Source organism: Klebsiella electrica, from assembly GCF_006711645.1.
Classification (GTDB): Bacteria; Pseudomonadota; Gammaproteobacteria; order Enterobacterales; family Enterobacteriaceae; genus Klebsiella; species Klebsiella electrica.
On sequence record NZ_CP041247.1, the window covers coordinates 4,458,711 to 4,477,922 of the forward strand.

The window sequence follows — 19,212 nt, forward strand, 5'->3', positions numbered from 1 at the left end:
AGAGACCTGCGGCTCAGAACCCGCGCTGCTCTTTGATAAGCTCCCAGGCTTTCTGAATATCCTGGGCTTTCTGCTTCGCCATCTCCATCATTTCAGGCGGCAACCCTTTTGCCACCAGCTTATCCGGATGGTGTTCGCTCATCAGCTTGCGATAGGCGCGCTTCACGGTCGCGGCATCATCGGTAGGCTTCACGCCCAGCACGTTGCATGCATCCTCCAGCGTTGGCCCGCGCTGCGCCTGCTGCCAGCCGGCATTTCCGCCGCTCTGGCCATACGAACCCTGCTGAGAACCGCCGCCGAACTGAGCGCCGCCCTGCATCATGCGCAGGAACTGCTCGAACTGCGCGCGGGAAATCCCCAGTTCATCGGCAATCACAAACAGAACTTCACGTTCATTAGGATGTAATTCGCCATCGGCGAAGGCCGTCTGCAGCTGAATTTCCAGAAACATCCGAATCAAATCGAAGCGTCCGAAACAGACGCTGCGCAGCTGGCGCATTTTCTCGCGCAGCGGATAATCATCTGATTTCCCTACGCGAAAGGCCTGCTGTGCCGCCGTGCGCGACTCGCCATGCAAATTCATGCGATCCATCAGGATGTTGGCGACATGAATGTCGGCTTCGGTGACGCGACCTTTGGATTTGGTTAAATGACCCATCACCTCAAAGGTGGTGGAGAAAAACAGCGACTGCCGCTCCTGCTGGTTGGCAAACACATTGATACGGCGGCTTCGCGCCCGGTCAAATATATGGCCGACCAGCAGGCCCAGCACCAGTCCCCAAAAGCCTGCGCCCATCATCAGCGCGACCGCAACCCCAATTATTTTTCCCAAATACTGCATAGACTCCCCAATCTTTCCGCCGCCAGTTAAGCTATATATGACCGCACGTTACAAAGCGCTGACGCTTCGGTCAATTGTGGGACATAGCCTATATTTTGCTTTATCATACTCGTCATTCTACACGGTGCCTAACGCTCGGGATTCAAACCGGCAGGATTAACACTAGCGCGATGAAGATGAGTACGTTAGGCTCTGACCGTTTGCAAGCCGCTGCCACAAGATGACGGAACAACAAATACAACGTATGAAAAAACGTATTCCCAGCCTCCTGGCCACCATGATCGCCAGCGCCTTGTATAGCCAACAAGGCCTCGCCGCCGATCTCGCCACGCAATGTATGCTTGGCGTACCAAGCTATAATCGTCCCCTCGTTGAAGGCCAGACTAACGAGCTGCCGGTGACGATCAATGCCGATCATGCGAAGGGCAATTATCCTGATAACGCCGTCTTTACCGGTAATGTTGATATTAACCAGGGTAATAGTCGTCTCCAGGCGGATGAGGTCCAGCTTCATCAGCAGCAGGCTGCTGGCCAGCCTCAGCCCGTGCGCACGGTTGACGCGCTCGGCAACGTTCACTATGACGATAATCAGGTTATCCTGAAAGGTCCGAAAGGCTGGGCAAACCTCAACACTAAAGACACCAACGTCTGGCAGGGTGATTACCAGATGGTCGGTCGTCAGGGCCGCGGTACCGCCGACCTGATGAAACAGCGCGGCGAAAACCGCTACACCATTCTGGAAAACGGCAGCTTTACCTCCTGTCTGCCGGGTTCTGACACCTGGAGCGTCGTCGGTAGCGAAGTTATCCACGACCGCGAAGAGCAGGTGGCGGAAATCTGGAACGCCCGTTTCAAACTCGGTTCGGTCCCTGTTTTTTATAGTCCCTACCTGCAGCTGCCGGTGGGCGACAAACGCCGTTCTGGCTTCCTCATTCCGAACGCCAAATACAGCACCAAGAACGGCGTCGAGTTTTCACTGCCGTACTACTGGAATATCGCGCCGAACTTTGACGCCACCCTGACGCCGCACTATATGAGCGAGCGCGGCGGCGTAATGTGGGAAAACGAATTCCGCTATCTGACCAAAGCCGGTATGGGCCTGTTCGAGTTTGACTACCTGCCGTCGGATAAAGTCTACCAGGACGACCACTCCAGCGACAGCAACAGCCGCCGCTGGTTGTTCTACTGGAACCACTCTGGCGTGATTGACCAGGTATGGCGCCTTAACGCCGACTACACCAAGGTCAGCGATCCAAACTACTTTAACGATTTCAGCTCGAAATACGGCTCCAGTACCGACGGCTACGCCACGCAGAAATTCAGCGCGGGCTACGTCAACCAGAACTTCGACGCGACCGTGTCGACCAAACAGTTCCAGGTCTTCAACCGTGAGTCGAGTAATTCCTACGCCGCTCAGCCGCAGCTGGATGTCAACTATTACCAGAATGATGTCGGTCCGTTCGATACTCATCTCTATGGTCAGGCGGTGCATTTCGTCAACACCAACGGCAACATGCCGGAAGCCACGCGTGTTCACTTCGAACCGACGATCAACCTGCCGCTGTCTAACGGCTGGGGCAGTATTAATACCGAAGCCAGGCTGCTGGCAACGCACTATCAGCAGAGCAACCTCGATGACTACAACGCCGCCAATAACACCAACTATAAAGAGTCGGTTAACCGCGTGATGCCGCAGTTTAAAGTCGACGGGAAAATGGTCTTCGAGCGCGATATGCAGGAGGGGTTCACCCAGACGCTGGAACCGCGTATGCAGTATCTGTATATCCCGTATCGAGATCAGAGCCAAATCGGCTCCTACGACTCCACGCTGCTGCAGTCAGACTACAGCGGCCTGTTCCGCGACCGCAGCTACAGCGGCCTGGACCGTATTGCTTCCGCGAACCAGGTCACTACCGGCGTAACTTCGCGCGTATATGATTCCGCCGCCGTTGAACGTTTTAATATTTCCGTTGGTCAAATCTATTATTTCACCGAGTCCCGGACCGGTGATGACAACATCAACTGGGAGAACAACAACACAACGGGTTCACTGGTATGGGCCGGCGATACTTACTGGCGCATCGCCGATAACTGGGGTTTACGCGGGGGAATTCAGTACGATACTCGTCTGGCTAACGTCGCTACCGGTAACGGCACCGTGGAATACCGTCGCGATGAAAACCGCTTAATACAGCTTAACTATCGTTATGCCAGCCCGGAATACATTCAGGCCACGCTGCCGTCGTACTCCACCGCTGAGCAGTACAAAAATGGTATTTCTCAGGTGGGCATGGCCGCCAGCTGGCCGATCGTCGATCGCTGGTCGGTGGTGGGCGCGTACTACTTTGACACCAATACCAAAAAGAGCGCTAACCAGATGTTAGGGGTGCAATATAACTCGTGCTGTTACGCTATTCGCCTTGGCTACGAACGTAAGATCAACGGCTGGACCAACAACGGCAATGGCAGCGGCGAGAGCAAATATGACAACACCTTTGGCTTTAACATCGAGTTGCGTGGCCTGAGCTCCAACTACGGTCTCGGCACCCAGCAGATGCTGCGTTCGAACATTTTACCGTACCAGAACTCCCTGTGATGTGGCTGGTTTAAAACGTAATCCGCATTTGCGGTTAATTGAAATGGAAAAAGTATGAAGAACTGGAAAACGCTGCTTCTCGGTATCGCCATGATCGCGAATACCAGTTTCGCTGCCCCACAGGTTGTCGATAAAGTAGCGGCTGTCGTCAATAATGGCGTTGTTCTTGAAAGCGACGTCGATGGCTTATTGCAATCGGTTAAGCTTAATGCTGGCCAGGCCGGTCAACAGCTGCCCGATGACGCGACCTTACGTCATCAGATCCTCGAAAGACTGATCATGGACCAGATAGTTCTGCAGATGGGCCAGAAGATGGGCATGAAAATCACTGACGATCAGGTCGATCAGGCGATTGCCAACATCGCGAAACAGAACAACATGACCCTGGATCAGATGCGCAGCCGTCTGGCCTATGACGGTCTTAACTACAGCACCTACCGTAATCAGATTCGTAAAGAGATGCTGATTGCGGAGGTGCGTAACAACGAAGTCCGTCGTCGCATCACCGTGCTGCCGCAGGAAGTCGAATCTCTGGCAAAACAAATTGGCGATCAGAACGATGCCAGCACCGAGCTGAACCTCAGCCACATCCTGATTCCGCTGTCAGAAAACCCGACCTCCGACGACGTAGCGAAAGCGCAGGAACAGGCTAACTCTATCGCTGAGCAGGCGCGCAACGGCGCTGACTTCGGTAAACTGGCTATCACCTACTCTGCCGACCAGCAGGCGCTGAAAGGCGGCCAGATGGGCTGGGGCCGTATTCAGGAACTGCCGGGGATCTTCGCCCAGGCGCTGAGCAGCGCGAAGAAAGGCGATATTATCGGCCCGATTCGCTCTGGCGTCGGCTTCCATATTCTGAAAGTGAACGACATGCGCGGCGGCAGCAAGAACATCTCCGTCACCGAAGTTCACGCCCGTCACATTTTGCTGAAGCCGTCGCCTATCATGAATGACGAACAGGCGCGGGTTAAACTGGAGCAGATTGCCGCCGATATTAAGAGCGGGAAAACCACCTTCGCTAAAGCGGCGAAAGAGTTCTCCGAAGATCCGGGCTCCGCGAACCAGGGCGGCGATTTAGGCTGGGCAACGCCAGATATCTTCGATCCGGCGTTCCGCGATGCGCTGATGCGTCTGAACAAAGGCCAGACCAGCGCGCCGGTTCACTCCTCCTTCGGCTGGCACCTGATTGAACTGCTGGACAGCCGTCAGGTCGACAGAACCGACGCCGCGCAGAAAGACCGCGCGTACCGGATGCTGATGAACCGTAAGTTCTCTGAAGAAGCGGCAACCTGGATGCAGGAACAACGCGCCAGCGCTTACGTCAAAATTCTGAGCAACTAATATCACGGCCTCATACACAACAGCACGCGGGGTGTATTGAGGCGGCAAGCCGTCGGCCCGGACAACTCACGATGTGAGCGGGCCGACGGCGTTGCCAACAGAAAGACGTCCTGAAGGATGAAGTGTATGAATCGAGTTGTTATCACTCCCGGTGAGCCCGCCGGAATCGGCCCCGACCTTGTTGTACAGCTTGCGCAACGCGACTGGCCGGTAGAGCTGGTGGTTTGCGCCGACGGCGCTCTGTTATCTGACCGGGCTCAACAGCTCGGTCTTCCTTTATCTCTCCTGCCCTACAACCCCTCTCTTCCCGCAGCGGCACAACGCGCCGGCACCCTGACGCTCCTCCCCGTCGCGCTGAACGCCCCTGTGACACCCGGCGTGCTGAATGTGCGCAACGGCAGCTATGTGGTTGAGACGCTGGCGCGCGCCTGTGACGGCTGCCTGAGCGGCGAATTTGCGGCATTGATTACCGGGCCGGTACATAAGGGCAATATCAACGACGCGGGTATCGCCTTTACCGGGCATACCGAATTCTTTGAAGAGCGGGCTCATGCCAGTAAAGTGGTCATGATGCTGGCGACCGAAGAGCTGCGCGTCGCTCTGGCAACCACGCACCTGCCGCTAAAAGCGATCAGCGACGCGATCACGCCTGATTTGCTCCGTGAAGTGATAACGATTCTGGACCACGATCTGCGCCATAAATTCGGTATCGCCCAGCCGCACGTGCTGGTCTGCGGCCTGAACCCACACGCCGGCGAAGGTGGGCACATGGGGACGGAAGAGATCGATACCATTATTCCGGTGCTGGAAGAGATGCGCGCCCGGGGGATGAATCTGAGCGGTCCGCTGCCGGCAGATACCCTTTTCCAGCCGAAATATCTCGACAATGCCGATGCGGTACTCGCGATGTACCACGATCAGGGCCTTCCCGTGCTAAAATACCAGGGCTTTGGCCGTGGCGTGAACATTACGCTCGGTTTACCCTTTATTCGCACCTCTGTTGACCACGGTACCGCGCTTGAACTGGCGGGCCAGGGAAAAGCGGATGTCGGCAGTTTTATCACGGCGCTTAATCTCGCCATCAAAATGATTGTTAATACGCAATGAATAATCGAGTCCATCAGGGCCACTTAGCCCGTAAACGCTTCGGGCAAAACTTCCTCAACGATCAGTTCGTAATCGACAGCATTGTCTCGGCCATTAACCCCCAGAAAGGGCAGGCAATTGTCGAGATCGGTCCGGGCCTGGCGGCGCTGACCGAACCGGTTGGTGAACGCCTGGACGCACTTACCGTTATCGAGCTGGATCGCGATCTGGCCGCTCGCCTGCAGACGCATCCGTTCCTCGGGCCGAAGCTGACCATTTATCAGCAGGATGCCATGACCATGAACTTCGGCGAGCTGTCGCAGACCATGGGTCAGCCGCTGCGCGTGTTCGGCAATCTGCCGTACAACATCTCAACGCCGCTGATGTTCCATCTGTTCAGCTATACTGATGCCATCGCCGACATGCACTTTATGCTGCAAAAAGAGGTCGTCAATCGCCTGGTTGCCGGACCGAACAGTAAGGCTTATGGTCGACTGAGCGTCATGGCGCAGTATTACTGCCAGATCATCCCGGTACTCGAAGTGCCGCCGGGTGCCTTCACGCCGCCGCCTAAAGTGGATTCCGCCGTCGTGCGCCTGGTGCCTTATCGCACGCTGCCGCACCCGGTGAAAGAGGTTCGCGTGCTGAGCCGAATCACTACCGAGGCCTTTAACCAGCGTCGTAAAACGATTCGTAACAGCCTCGGCAACCTGTTCAGCGTTGAGGTACTGAACGAACTGGGCATCGACCCGGCAAAACGTGCAGAGAATATTTCCGTGGCACAATACTGTCAGCTGGCTAACTGGCTGTCTGACAACTCGCCCACCAAGGAGAGCTAACCATGATTGATTCGCCTCGAGTTTGCGTGCAGGTGCAAAGCGTCTATATCGAATCGCAGTCTTCTCCGGAAGAAGAGCGCTACGTTTTCGCTTATACCGTCACGATTCGCAATCTGGGGCGGACTCAGGTTCAGCTTCTTGGCCGCTACTGGCTTATCACCAACGGCCACGGTCGTAAGACTGAAGTGCAGGGTGAAGGCGTTATCGGCGAACAGCCGCATATTCCCGCTGGCGGTGAATTCCAGTATACCAGCGGGGCGGTCATTGAAACGCCGCTGGGCACCATGCAGGGACATTATGACATGATCGACGTGAACGGCGCGCCGTTCTCGATCGATATCCCTGTTTTCCGTCTCGCAGTACCAACGCTCATTCATTAAAACAATGTCTACATACCTTATTGGCGACGTTCATGGTTGCTACGATGAACTGCTCGCCCTATTAAAGCAGGTGGAGTTTACCCCAGGGATCGATACGCTGTGGCTGACGGGCGATTTAGTCGCGCGCGGCCCGGGTTCGCTGGAGGTTTTGCGCTACGTTAAATCCCTTGGCGATAGTGTGCGCCTGGTCCTCGGCAATCACGATCTGCATCTGCTGGCCGTCTTCGCCGGTATCAGCCGCAACAAGCCCAAAGATCGCCTGAAATCGCTGCTCGAAGCCCCGGATGCCGACGAGCTGCTCAACTGGCTGCGCCGTCAGCCGATGATGCAGATTGATGAAGAGAAAAAGCTGGTGATGGCCCATGCGGGCATCACGCCACAGTGGGATCTGGAAACGGCAAGACAGTGCGCGCACGATGTTGAAGCCGTGCTCGCCAGCGACTCCTATCCGTTCTTCCTCGATGCGATGTATGGCGATATGCCGAATAACTGGAGCACTGAACTGAGCGGTCTCGCCCGCCTGCGCTTTATCTCCAATGCCTTCACCCGTATGCGCTACTGCTTCCCGAACGGGCAGCTGGATATGTATGCCAAAGAAGCGCCGGAAAATGCCCCTGCGCCGTTAAAACCGTGGTTCGCCATTCCGGGCCCGGTGAGCAACGAGTACAGCATTGCGTTTGGTCATTGGGCTTCGCTGGAAGGAAAAGGGACGCCGGAAGGGATTTACGCGCTGGATACAGGATGCTGCTGGGGCGGGGAACTGACCTGTCTACGCTGGGAAGATAAGCAGTATTTCACCCAACCATCGAACCGCCAGAAAGAACTGGACGAAGGCGAGGCGGTTGCCTCCTGAAAAAATCCCGGATAGCGGTACGCGGTATCCGGGATATCATCATCTTGCCCCGGCCAGCGCTACGCGCTGCCCGGAATGCCATTAGCGACGTTCGAGAATCTCGAAGCAGTAGCTATGCGAGTTCTGCGCATCGGCATCGTGAAATTCGCTGAATACCGACTCCCACTGGTCCGGATCGTAGTCCGGGAAATGGGTATCCCCTTCCACTTCGGCATCAATATGCGTCAGATAAAGCTTCTGGGCCTTCGGCAGGAACTGCTCATAGACACGACCGCCGCCGATCACCATCATCTCTTCAACGTCGCCGCAGGCGGCAATCGCTTCATCAACCGATTTCACCCACAGCACGCGATCGTCGGTGCCGGGCTGGCTGCTGATAACGATATTCTTACGCCCCGGCAACGGGCGGCCAATAGACTCCCAGGTCAGACGCCCCATGACCACCGGCTTGTTTAAGGTATTACGTTTAAACCAGGCGAGATCGGCAGGCAGGTCCCATGGCATGGCGTTTTCCATACCAATGACGCGATCTACCGCTAACGCCGCAATCAGACTGATCATTGAAAATTTCCCGAATGCAAAAAATTGCCGCCACTATACGTAAAGCGTAATAGTTCGTCGACTGCGCGGAGAGTAAAGAATAAGAAAATTTTCGGATTTGCAGGCGAGCCCACGTAAGCTACGCGAGCCGCCTGCTGCGGAACTAAATTGAAAACAAAATGTTAACTGTAAACAAAACGTAACAGTGAGTTTTTGCCTCAGACAGAAGGCTTATTCTCCGGTTCATCGGCGATATTCCCGGTATGTCTGCCCTCTTCGGTTCCCTGCCAGCCGTGGCGCTGAACCAACGACAAATGGTTACGATCCTCGTTGATAATTCCGGTCAACATGTCACTGGTTCGTTTGAACACCGCCACGCGGGAAGCCGCGTCGTTTTCCGCCATCGCCACCATCTCCTCCACCATCTTGTGGTTGAAGCGACGGAACAGGTCGGCGCGCTCACGCGCTTCATATGCGCCCAGCCCCAGCGCCTCCAGCGCCATTCGCCCGGATTTCAGCGCCGCCTCGAAGGTTTCACGCTCCGGGGCCTCCACGCCAGCCTGACGCAGCTGGATATAGTGATCCACATCGCGGGCGCGGGAGATAATCTGCAGGTGCGGGAAATGCTCTTTCGCCAGCTCGACCAACTGCAGGCTGACCTGCGGATCGTCAATCGCATTGATCAGTACCTCGGCTTTTGCTGCCCCCGCCGATTCCAGCAGATCCGCGCGCGTGGCATCGCCATAAAACACTTTCATATCAAATTTACGCAGCGTATCGACATGGTCAGGATCGTGATCGAGGATCACCATCTTCACCCCGCCGGAGAGCAGCACACGACCGGCGATCTGCCCGTAGCGGCCAAAGCCGGCAATAATCACCCGCGGCTGCTCTTCATCAATCTCATCCGCTTCGCGTTCTTCGCCGCTGGACGACTTCTCCAGGCGGGTCAACAGCACCAGCAGGATCGGCGTTGCCGCCATTGACAGCGCCACCGCCAGGGTCAACGCTTTCGCCCAGTCGCTATCCAGTACGTCGGCCATCTGCGCCGCGCCAAATACCACGAAGGCAAATTCGCTCCCCTGCCCCAGCAGAACCGCAAACCAGCGGCGCTGAGCGCGCGGCACTCCGAGCGGCTTCGCAATCAACCACAGCATGGCGCCTTTGATAATCAGGAAACCGACCAGTAAAACCAGAATGCGCAGCGGATGGCTCATCAGGGTACCGAAATCAATCGACATCCCGACGCCGATGAAGAACAGCCCCAGCAGCAGCCCCTTAAACGGTTCAATGTCGCTTTCCAGCGCGTGGCGATATTCCGAGCTCGCCAGCAGCACGCCGGCGAGGAAGGCCCCCATCGCCATCGACAGCCCGACCTCCTCCAGCAACAGGCCAAAGCCAAAGACCAGGAACAGGGCCACGGCGCTGAACACTTCGCGCAGACCGGAACGGGCCACGAAGCGCAGCACCGGACGGGTCACATAGCGCCCCAACGCCACCACCAGGGCCAGCGCGCCTGCCACCTTGAGCGCCGACAAGGCAAACGCCGCCAGCGTCGTGGAACCACCGCTGGCGGCCAGCAGCGGGATCATCGCCACCAGCGGGATCGCCGCGATATCCTGAAACAGCAGGACGGCAAATGCGCTCCGCCCCATCTGCGAGACCGTCAGATTACGTTCGTTCATCGCCTGCATGGCGATCGCCGTCGACGACAGCGCCAGCGTCATGCCGATCAGTTCCGCTACCTGCCAGCGCATCCCCAGCAGCATGCAGAACAGGCCAATCAGTACACCGCACACCACCATCTGCAAAGCGCCGCCGCCAAACACCGACGCGCGCAGCTTCCACAGGCGCTGCGGGTCGAGCTCCAGACCAATAACAAACAGCATCAGCACCACGCCGATTTCGGCAAAGTGCAAAATCGCCTCAGCGTCGGTCACCAGCCTCAGCCCCCACGGCCCGATGATACAGCCGGCAATCAGATAGCCAAGCACCGAGCCCAAACCGAGACGCACGGCGATCGGCACAATCAGCGCGGCGGACCCCAGATAAATCAGCGCCTGTATAAGCGTATGGCTATCCATAATGCGTCTCCTGCCATTCGATAAGGCGTTGTCGGTAGCGGCGCGCCTGCGCCTGAAGGGTTTCATCGTCGCAGATAAAGGTGCAGTGCATGGCGAAAGGCGGCAGCCACCTCATACCACAGTACAGGCCGGTCGCCTGTAGCGGCTGGGAAAGCACATCAAACCCGGGAAACGCGCCGATATCAAAGTGACTCTCGCCGCCGCCGGTGGTCACCGCCCACATCAGCGATTTGCCGCGCAGGGCGATGCCGTTATGTCCGTAGGCCCAGCCGTGCGACAGCACCTTATCCATCCACAGTTTCATTAGCGGCGGCACGCTGTACCACTGCATCGGATGCTGCCAGATAATCAGCTCGGCTCGCGCCAGCGCCGCCTGTTCGGCGGCGACGTCGATATTAAAGTCGGGGTAAAGTTGATAGAGGGAGCGTATTTCTACGCCATCCAGCGTCCTTGCCTGCTCAAGCATCCGCTTATTCGCATGCGAGTGCTGCGGATAGGGATGGGCATAAATTATCAGAATCATTGATTAGCCTGCGTTAACTCTCGTTGTAATCAGCAAGAGTGTAGTCAGTTAATCGAAGCGCTTACAATCACAACCTGCTTTTATCTCAACCCGCTTCAGGCATTTCGCGGCATGATTAGCGATACCTTAAGCGGTGCCGGCAACAAAGGTCTGCCGATCGCGCCGGATGGGCCGTTGAAGGAGGCCCACGAGATCCTTCGCGGGGCCCCGGACAACCTTAGTTATCCAGCTCGTCCATCGACTTCACCTGATCGCGATTGATCTGTTCGGTCCGACCGGTTTGCGCATTTTTGTACGACACCATGCCGGTGTCATCATCCACATGGGGCTTGCCATCAGTCACGATCGTTCTACCGTCGGTCGTTTTCAGCGCCTGGTTCGATGAACAGCCCGCCACAAACAACATTGCCGTCGCCGCCAGCGCGGATGCCATCAGAATTTTGTTCCGCATTGTATCCTCCTGTCTTGCCGTCAATTGATATCGTTATGCTGCTAACTATAGTTAGCCTCACTGAACGGGCAGCGAAAAGCAGAACTCTCCGAAGATGGCGCGGATAAAAAAAGGGCCGACGATTTCTCGTCAGCCCTTGTTGTTCCGCGACCCGATGTTAACGAGGCGGCTTACTTTTTAATTTGCGCGTGCATTTCCTGAACCGAGGTCACTTTCTCGATGGCGTTGGCGTTGAGCGCCATCGCCGTCGCGAAACCGCCGTTCAGGGTGGTGTCGTAATGCACTTTGTACTGCAGGGCGCTGCGGCGAATCAGCTTGGAGTCTTCAATCGCCTGACGACCTTCGGTGGTGTTGATGATGTAGGTGTATTCGCCATTCTTGATACGGTCCTGAATGTGCGGACGACCTTCATGCACCTTGTTCACCAGACGTGGGTTGATACCCGCTTCCCCCAGTACAATCGCGGTGCCGTGAGTCGCATCCAGCTCGAAACCGAACTTCAGCAGTTTCGCCGCCAGGTCGACGACACGCTCTTTGTCGCCTTCGCGAACGGAGAGCAGCGCGCGCCCCTGTTTTTTCATCGTTGAGCTGCTGCCCAGCTGCGCTTTAGCGAACGCTTCCGCGAAAGTACGGCCCACGCCCATCACTTCCCCGGTAGAGCGCATTTCTGGCCCTAACAGCGGGTCAACGCCCGGGAATTTGTTGAACGGCAGCACCACTTCTTTCACCGAGTAGTACGGCGGGATAATCTCTTTGGTCACGCCCTGCTGTGCCAGAGTCTGACCAGCCATCACGCGCGCCGCGACTTTGGCCAGCGGGATACCGGTGGCTTTCGAGACGAACGGAACGGTACGCGCCGCACGCGGGTTCACTTCAATCAGATACACTTCGTTGTTCTTCACCGCGAACTGGACGTTCATCAGGCCACGGACCTGCAGTTCGAAGGCCAGCTTCTGTACCTGCTCGCGCATCACATCCTGAATTTCCTTGCTCAGGGTGTAAGCCGGCAGAGAACATGCGGAGTCGCCCGAGTGCACTCCCGCCTGCTCGATGTGCTCCATGATGCCGCCAATCAGCACCATTTCGCCGTCGCAGATGGCGTCAACGTCTACTTCGACCGCATCGTCAAGGAAACGGTCCAGCAGAACCGGCGCATCGTTAGAGACGCTGACCGCGGTCTGGAAGTAGCGACGCAGGTCGGCTTCGTCGTAGACGATTTCCATCGCCCGGCCGCCGAGGACGTACGACGGGCGAACCACCAGCGGGTAGCCAATCTCTTTCGCTTTCTCTACCGCCTGCTCGATAGCCGTAACGGTGGCGTTGGCCGGCTGTTTCAGCTTCAGACGGTCAACCGCCTGCTGGAAACGCTCGCGGTCTTCCGCGCGGTCAATCGCATCCGGGCTGGTGCCGATAACCGGTACGCCAGCCGCTTCCAGCGCGCGCGCCAGTTTCAGCGGCGTCTGGCCGCCGTACTGGACGATAACGCCTTTCGGCTTCTCGATACGGACGATTTCCAGCACGTCTTCGAGGGTCACCGGCTCAAAGTACAGACGATCGGAGGTGTCATAATCGGTAGAGACGGTTTCCGGGTTACAGTTGACCATAATGGTCTCGTAACCGTCTTCACGCAGCGCCAGCGAAGCGTGTACGCAGCAGTAGTCAAATTCGATGCCCTGGCCGATACGGTTTGGACCGCCGCCGAGAACCATAATCTTATCGCGGTCGACGGACGGGTTCGCTTCGCACTCGTCGTCATAGGTGGAGTACATATAGGCGGTGTCGGTCGCGAACTCCGCCGCGCAGGTATCCACGCGCTTGTAGACCGGGTGCAGGTTGTACTGATCGCGCAGCTTGCGGATTTCGCCTTCACGAACGCCCGCCAGCTTAGCCAGACGCGCGTCGGCAAAGCCTTTACGCTTCAACTGACGCAGAAACTCCGGAGTAAGGCCGGTAATGCCGAGGTCAGCCACTTTCTCTTCCAGGCGAACCAGCTCTTCAATTTGCACCAGGAACCAGCGGTCGATGTTGGTCAGGTTGAAGACGCCATCGACGGAGAGGCCCGCGCGGAACGCATCGGCGATATACCAGATACGCTCGGCACCAGCATCTTTCAGCTCACGGCGAATTTTGGTCAGCGCTTCCGGGTCATCGAGGCTCACTTTCGGGTCGAAGCCGGTGGCGCCCACTTCCAGGCCGCGCAGCGCTTTTTGCAGAGATTCCTGCTGGGTGCGGCCAATCGCCATCACTTCGCCAACGGATTTCATCTGAGTAGTCAGGCGGTCGTTGCTGCCGGCGAATTTTTCAAAGTTGAAGCGGGGAATCTTGGTGACGACGTAGTCGATAGACGGTTCGAACGAGGCCGGCGTACGACCGCCGGTGATGTCGTTCATCAGCTCATCCAGGGTATAGCCCACCGCCAGCTTGGCCGCCACTTTGGCAATCGGGAAGCCGGTCGCTTTCGATGCCAGCGCAGAGGAGCGTGATACGCGCGGGTTCATTTCGATAACAATCAGGCGGCCGTCTTTCGGGTTAACCGAGAACTGAACGTTAGATCCCCCTGTTTCCACGCCAATTTCGCGCAGCACCGCCATCGAAGCGTTACGCATCACCTGATATTCTTTATCGGTCAGGGTTTGCGCCGGTGCCACGGTGATGGAGTCACCGGTGTGGATGCCCATTGCATCGAAGTTTTCAATCGAGCAGACGATGATGCAGTTATCGTTCTTATCGCGCACCACTTCCATTTCGTACTCTTTCCAGCCGATCAGCGATTCATCAATCAGCAGCTCGTTGGTCGGCGAGAGATCCAGACCGCGGGTACAAATTTCTTCGAACTCTTCGCGGTTATAAGCGATACCGCCGCCGGTGCCGCCCATGGTGAAGGAGGGACGAATGATACACGGATAGCCCACGTCAGCGGCCACCGCCAGCGCTTCTTCCATGGTGTGCGCAATCCCGGAACGCGCGGTATCCAGACCAATTTTCTTCATCGCCACATCGAAACGACGGCGGTCTTCCGCTTTATCAATCGCATCGGCGGTAGCGCCGATCATGGTGACGCCGAATTCAGCCAGCACGCCCTGACGCTCCAGCTCCAGCGCGCAGTTCAGCGCGGTCTGGCCGCCCATGGTCGGCAGCACCGCATCCGGACGCTCTTTTTCGATGATTTTGCGTACCACTTCCCAGTGGATCGGCTCAATATAGGTCGCATCGGCCATTTCCGGGTCGGTCATGATGGTGGCCGGGTTCGAGTTCACCAGAATGACGCGGTAACCTTCTTCACGCAGGGCCTTACAGGCCTGAGCGCCAGAGTAGTCAAATTCACAAGCCTGGCCGATAACGATCGGGCCAGCGCCAAGAATCAGGATGCTTTTTATATCTGTACGTTTTGGCATGGCTTTTTTCTCCTGATTATTTCGCGGACTGGCGGTACTGCTCAATTAACTCAATGAAATGGTCGAACAACGGCGCGGCATCGTGCGGACCTGGGCTCGCTTCCGGGTGGCCCTGGAAACTAAACGCCGGTTTGTCAGTGCGGTGGATGCCCTGCAGCGTCCCATCGAACAGCGACTTGTGGGTCACGCGCAGGTTTGCCGGCATGGAGACTTCGTCGACCGCAAAACCGTGGTTCTGGGCGGTAATCATCACCACATTATTATCGATATCTTTAACCGGGTGGTTGCCGCCGTGGTGGCCGAACTTCATCTTAACGGTCTTCGCACCGCTCGCCAGCGCCAGCAGCTGATGGCCGAGGCAGATGCCGAATACCGGAATATCGGTCTCAAGGAATTTCTCAATCGCGGTAATGGCGTAATCGCACGGCGCCGGGTCGCCAGGGCCGTTGGACAGGAAGATACCGTCCGGATTCATCTTCAGCACCTCTTCAGCAGAGGTTTGCGCCGGTACGACCGTCAGGCGGCAGCCGCGGTCAACCAGCATGCGCAGAATGTTGCGTTTGGCGCCAAAATCGTAGGCCACAACGTGGAACGGCAGCTCGCTCTCCGCCTTCGCTTCCGGCAGGTCGCCTGCCAGCGTCCAGCTCCCTTGCGTCCAGCTGTAGGTTTCTGAAGTGGTGACTTCTTTCGCCAGGTCCATCCCGTTCAGGCCAGGGAATGCTTTGGCTTTTTCCAGCGCCAGCTGCGCATCCAGGTTATCACCTACGATGATGCAGCCGTTCTGTGCGCCTTTTTCACGCAGCAAACGCGTCAGCTTACGGGTATCGATATCGGCAATCGCCACGATGTTATGGCGCTTCAGGTAAGAAGAGAGGTCTTCGGTATTGCGGAAATTGCTGGCAATCAGCGGCAGGTCGCGAATGACCAGGCCCTGCGCATGTACCTGAGAAGATTCTTCATCGCTGTCGTTGGTGCCGACATTACCAATATGGGGATAAGTAAGAGTGACAATTTGGCGGGAATAGGAAGGATCAGTGAGGATTTCTTGATAACCGGTCATTGAAGTATTGAAAACGACTTCCCCAACCGCCGTGCCCGTTGCCCCGATGGCCCGACCGTGAAACTGGGTTCCGTCTTCCAGAACCAATAGCGCTGACTTAATCAAAACACCCTCCAGAGAATATTCACTCACTTTATTTGCATATTAATGCATGTGCGTGACATGAATCAATGCAAATTTGCTTACCTATGGATTTCTGGCAAACGGCGGCATTCTGGAGAGATGTCGGGTAAAAGTCAACTTAAAGCCGATATTTTTTATCTCTTTTCACGTCACTGACCTCTCAGCCCTGCGTTAGCAGGCAAAAAGATCAACAAACTATTCAGGGAAAACGCTTGCGGAGCAGGAAGATTGCAAAACAACGCGTGCAACAACAAAAAAATAGACCATATGGTCAAAATTCACAAAGACACAACAAAAAAAGAAAGGATAAGATAATATTATGCTCACTTTATCAATTAAAACTGATGAAATGCTAAAAAATAAAAAGGGCAATAAAACATTGCCCTTTGCAATCAATTACATATTGAATGCAATAACCACATCACGATGGGTAATAAAACTTATAAAGCATTGAGATCAAGCACATCACGCATGTCGAAAAGGCCTGATTTCTTATCTTTCAACCACAATGCAGAACGAACGGCACCATTGGCAAAAGTCATCCGGCTGGAAGCCTTGTGGCTGATTTCAATACGCTCGCCGATGTCGGCAAACATTGCGGTATGTTCGCCAACGATATCCCCGGCGCGCACGGTAGCAAAGCCAATGGTCCCCGGGACGCGTTCGCCGGTATGACCTTCACGGCTATAGACCGCACAATCCTTCAGATCTTTGTTCAGCGCACCGGCAATCGCCTCGCCCATCGCCAGAGCGGTGCCCGACGGCGCGTCCACTTTATGGCGGTGGTGCGCCTCAATAATCTCAATATCGGTGTAGTCACCCATCACCTTCGCCGCTTTTTCCAGCAGCTTTAACAGCACGTTGACGCCGACGCTGAAGTTGGCCGCGAAAACGATGGCAATGTCCTGCGCCGCATCGCGAATGGCCTGTTTCCCCGCCTCATCAAAACCGGTGGTGCCAATCACCATCCCTTTACCGTGTTCGCGGCAGAAAGCAAGGTGGTTTAACGTACCTTCCGGGCGGGTAAAATCGATCAGCACATCAAAATCATCTTTGACTGCCGCAAGACTGCTTTGCACCGCGACACCGGCTTTACCGGCACCGGCGAGCTCACCGGCATCGCTACCCAGGAGGGAAGAACCTTCGCGCTCCAGCGCAGCGCCCAGCGCCACGCCATCCATCTGCTGTACGGCCTGAATTAACTGGCGTCCCATCCGGCCGCCCGCGCCTGCGATGGCCACGCGGATTTGTGCATCATGCATAGCTATTCTCTTTTGTTAACTTAACGTAAATTGTTTCCAGATTAACCAGCCCATCGCTGAGCCGCTACTCTAAAACACCGATAATTAGAAATTTATGACAAACGGCGTTCGATATCAGTAAAAACTATACGCTGGCATCAATATCAGGCCTTTCTCATGGGTTCCATCCCACACATTCCACGACGAAAAGCGCAGGATACTCGGATCCTGCGCCGCTTCGCGCCTCTCATCGAAACCAGGTACGTTAAATCGCGCCCCGGTTCACGCGAGGGTATAATTCACGATCAGCTGTCCTTTTTTGATTTTCACCTCGGCGATTGTCACGCTCCCCACTTCAGACAGGCTGGCAACATGCGTGCCGCCGCAGGGATAGGCCGGTAATGAGCCAAATCCGACCTGACGCAGCCCATCCTCAAAAGTCAGATGCCGCGGCAGATCTTCTGCTTGCCAGCCGGCAATCGTCGCCAGAAGCGCGCTGGCCTCCGGCATGATGGCGGAGCCGATAGCGGTGAACGTTATCCGCCCTTCTCCAGGCCAGTGGTGCGCCTTGACAGGCCGCCAGCCAGCGCGTTCGCCCGCCAGGCCTATCAGATGCCCCGCGGAGTGCAGCCGCGAATGCAGGCGCCGGGCGGCTTCATCCACCCGAATTGCCACCTCTCCAGGCGGCAGCGGTTGAGCGATAATGTGCATAACGCGGTCACCTCGCGTCACGACACCTTCAACAGCAATACCGCCAATCCAGCCGCGATCGGCTGGCTGTCCGCCGCCCTGCGGATGAAACAGGGTCTGGTTCAACTCAATGGCGTAACGGCCATCGGCCTCAGTCAGGCAATGCACGACCTGGGCTCGCGCCTCGGTCTCATCGCAAGTGTAATAAAGACGTTCAGTCATGGTTGTCCTCCGCTTAGTCAGGACAGTATATTGATATTATCCGTGGCGATAATCCCGCCATTAATCAATGCACTTTTGCCTCAAGAGCACAAATGAATCTCAATTTACTCCCCGACCTTGCCCTGTTTGTGCAAATTGTCGACCAGGGCAGTTTTTCTGCCGTCGCCCGCCTTTCCGGGGCAACGCCTTCGGCGATCAGCCGCAGCGTCTCGCGGCTGGAACACGAAATGGGCTGTAAGCTGCTGCACCGCAGCACGCGCAAATTGCGCCTGAGCGATGCCGGAAAAACGGTGTATGTGCACGCACAGGAGATGCTGGAATCGGCTCGTCAGGCGATGGATTCCGCCAGCAGTAGCCAGGAGGTGGCGCAGGGGAAGCTGACCCTCAGCGTGCCAAAAGCCGTCGGGCATTTTGTGATTCATCCGTTAATGGCGGAATTTCTCACCCGTCATCCCGGCGTGGACGTCTGTCTGCGGCTCGAGGACCGCTATCTGGATCTGATTGATGATGGTATTGATCTGGCGCTGCGTATTACCCACAGCCCCTCTCCCGGACTGCACGGCAAACCGCTGATGCCGGTAACGCACGTGATCTGCGCCACACCGGACTATTTACAGCGGCACGGCACGCCGCAAACGCCGGCGGAGCTGCGGGGCCACAGCTGTATCAGCCTGGGCGAAACACCGGCCGACTCACGCTGGAAATTCCGCCGGGCGGGTAAAACGGAATCTATGGTCACTCCCGTTTTTGCAACACCGATTTTGACGACAAGTTGGCTTGCTTGAATCTATCCGGCGTCTGAATGGGATTTTATTCCCGCGCCTCGATGAGTTCCGCGCCTGATGAACCTCCAGAAAATATACGGCTTCAATGAGCCTTTCCGTTTTACAGGTTCCTCAACAGGCCGGTGGGCCGTTAGTATCATCAATATCAGTATTCGCAAAACC

Annotated in this window: 15 protein-coding genes and 1 pseudogene; 7 read left to right on the plus strand and 9 right to left on the minus strand. The window is 56.3% G+C overall.

The features are described 5' to 3' along the window. Nucleotides 1-13: 13 nt before the first annotated feature. Nucleotides 14-841 carry a co-chaperone DjlA gene (gene djlA, locus Electrica_RS21275; protein WP_131049213.1) on the minus strand — a complete coding sequence of 276 codons (828 nt, stop codon included), beginning with the start codon at nucleotides 839-841 and terminating at the stop codon, nucleotides 14-16. Nucleotides 842-1,085: 244 nt separating this feature from the next. Here djlA and lptD point away from each other — a divergent pair, with 244 nt between their 5' ends. The 6 genes from lptD to apaH all read left to right on the plus strand — a co-directional run bounded on the left by lptD (nucleotide 1,086) and on the right by apaH (nucleotide 7,936). Then, on the plus strand, nucleotides 1,086-3,437 hold the full coding sequence (lptD, locus tag Electrica_RS21280) for an LPS assembly protein LptD (RefSeq protein WP_100682594.1): 2,352 nt from the start codon (nucleotides 1,086-1,088) through the stop codon (nucleotides 3,435-3,437). Nucleotides 3,438-3,491: 54 nt separating this feature from the next. Beyond that, entirely contained in the window at nucleotides 3,492-4,778 is a 1,287-nt protein-coding gene (gene surA, locus Electrica_RS21285; protein ID WP_131049212.1) for a peptidylprolyl isomerase SurA, read from the plus strand. A gap of 117 nt (nucleotides 4,779-4,895) precedes the next feature. After that, nucleotides 4,896-5,885, plus strand: coding sequence for a 4-hydroxythreonine-4-phosphate dehydrogenase PdxA (pdxA, locus tag Electrica_RS21290; RefSeq protein WP_165457173.1), 990 nt, complete (start codon nucleotides 4,896-4,898; stop codon nucleotides 5,883-5,885). Further along, entirely contained in the window at nucleotides 5,882-6,703 is an 822-nt protein-coding gene (gene rsmA, locus Electrica_RS21295) for a 16S rRNA (adenine(1518)-N(6)/adenine(1519)-N(6))-dimethyltransferase RsmA (protein WP_100682597.1), read from the plus strand. The genes pdxA and rsmA overlap by 4 nt, the downstream gene beginning before the upstream one ends. Before the next feature lie 2 nt (nucleotides 6,704-6,705). Continuing rightward, entirely contained in the window at nucleotides 6,706-7,083 is a 378-nt protein-coding gene (apaG, locus tag Electrica_RS21300) for a Co2+/Mg2+ efflux protein ApaG (protein ID WP_141965338.1), read from the plus strand. 4 nt (nucleotides 7,084-7,087) lie between these two features. Beyond that, complete coding sequence (gene apaH, locus Electrica_RS21305) at nucleotides 7,088-7,936, plus strand: bis(5'-nucleosyl)-tetraphosphatase (symmetrical) ApaH (protein ID WP_141965339.1); 849 nt, start codon at nucleotides 7,088-7,090, stop codon at nucleotides 7,934-7,936. 81 nt (nucleotides 7,937-8,017) lie between these two features. On the opposite strand, the gene folA is transcribed toward apaH, so the two are convergent. From folA to Electrica_RS21345, 8 genes are all read right to left on the minus strand, one after another. Continuing rightward, nucleotides 8,018-8,497, minus strand: coding sequence for a type 3 dihydrofolate reductase (gene folA, locus Electrica_RS21310; RefSeq protein ID WP_100682600.1), 480 nt, complete (start codon nucleotides 8,495-8,497; stop codon nucleotides 8,018-8,020). 197 nt (nucleotides 8,498-8,694) lie between these two features. Next, a complete protein-coding gene (gene kefC / locus Electrica_RS21315; RefSeq protein ID WP_141965340.1) occupies nucleotides 8,695-10,560 on the minus strand; it encodes a glutathione-regulated potassium-efflux system protein KefC in 1,866 nt (621 codons plus the stop codon). Continuing rightward, complete coding sequence (gene kefF, locus Electrica_RS21320) at nucleotides 10,553-11,083, minus strand: glutathione-regulated potassium-efflux system oxidoreductase KefF (RefSeq protein WP_131049210.1); 531 nt, start codon at nucleotides 11,081-11,083, stop codon at nucleotides 10,553-10,555. The genes kefC and kefF overlap by 8 nt, the downstream gene beginning before the upstream one ends. 217 nt (nucleotides 11,084-11,300) lie before the next feature. Further along, entirely contained in the window at nucleotides 11,301-11,534 is a 234-nt protein-coding gene (locus Electrica_RS21325) for a YgdI/YgdR family lipoprotein (protein ID WP_100682609.1), read from the minus strand. Nucleotides 11,535-11,704: 170 nt separating this feature from the next. Further along, nucleotides 11,705-14,929, minus strand: a complete 3,225-nt coding sequence (gene carB, locus Electrica_RS21330; RefSeq protein ID WP_131049209.1) for a carbamoyl-phosphate synthase large subunit — start codon at nucleotides 14,927-14,929, stop codon at nucleotides 11,705-11,707. A 16-nt stretch (nucleotides 14,930-14,945) separates the two neighbouring features. Beyond that, nucleotides 14,946-16,094, minus strand: coding sequence for a glutamine-hydrolyzing carbamoyl-phosphate synthase small subunit (gene carA, locus Electrica_RS21335; RefSeq protein WP_100682611.1), 1,149 nt, complete (start codon nucleotides 16,092-16,094; stop codon nucleotides 14,946-14,948). A gap of 458 nt (nucleotides 16,095-16,552) precedes the next feature. Further along, nucleotides 16,553-17,374, minus strand: coding sequence for a 4-hydroxy-tetrahydrodipicolinate reductase (gene dapB, locus Electrica_RS21340; RefSeq protein WP_004857752.1), 822 nt, complete (start codon nucleotides 17,372-17,374; stop codon nucleotides 16,553-16,555). 261 nt (nucleotides 17,375-17,635) lie between these two features. Then, nucleotides 17,636-18,265, minus strand: coding sequence for an alanyl-tRNA editing protein (locus tag Electrica_RS21345; protein ID WP_141965341.1), 630 nt, complete (start codon nucleotides 18,263-18,265; stop codon nucleotides 17,636-17,638). A gap of 92 nt (nucleotides 18,266-18,357) precedes the next feature. Here Electrica_RS21345 and Electrica_RS21350 point away from each other — a divergent pair. Continuing rightward, nucleotides 18,358-19,005, plus strand: a pseudogene (locus Electrica_RS21350) (LysR family transcriptional regulator); the annotation flags it as partial. Between the last annotated feature and the right edge of the window lie 207 nt (nucleotides 19,006-19,212).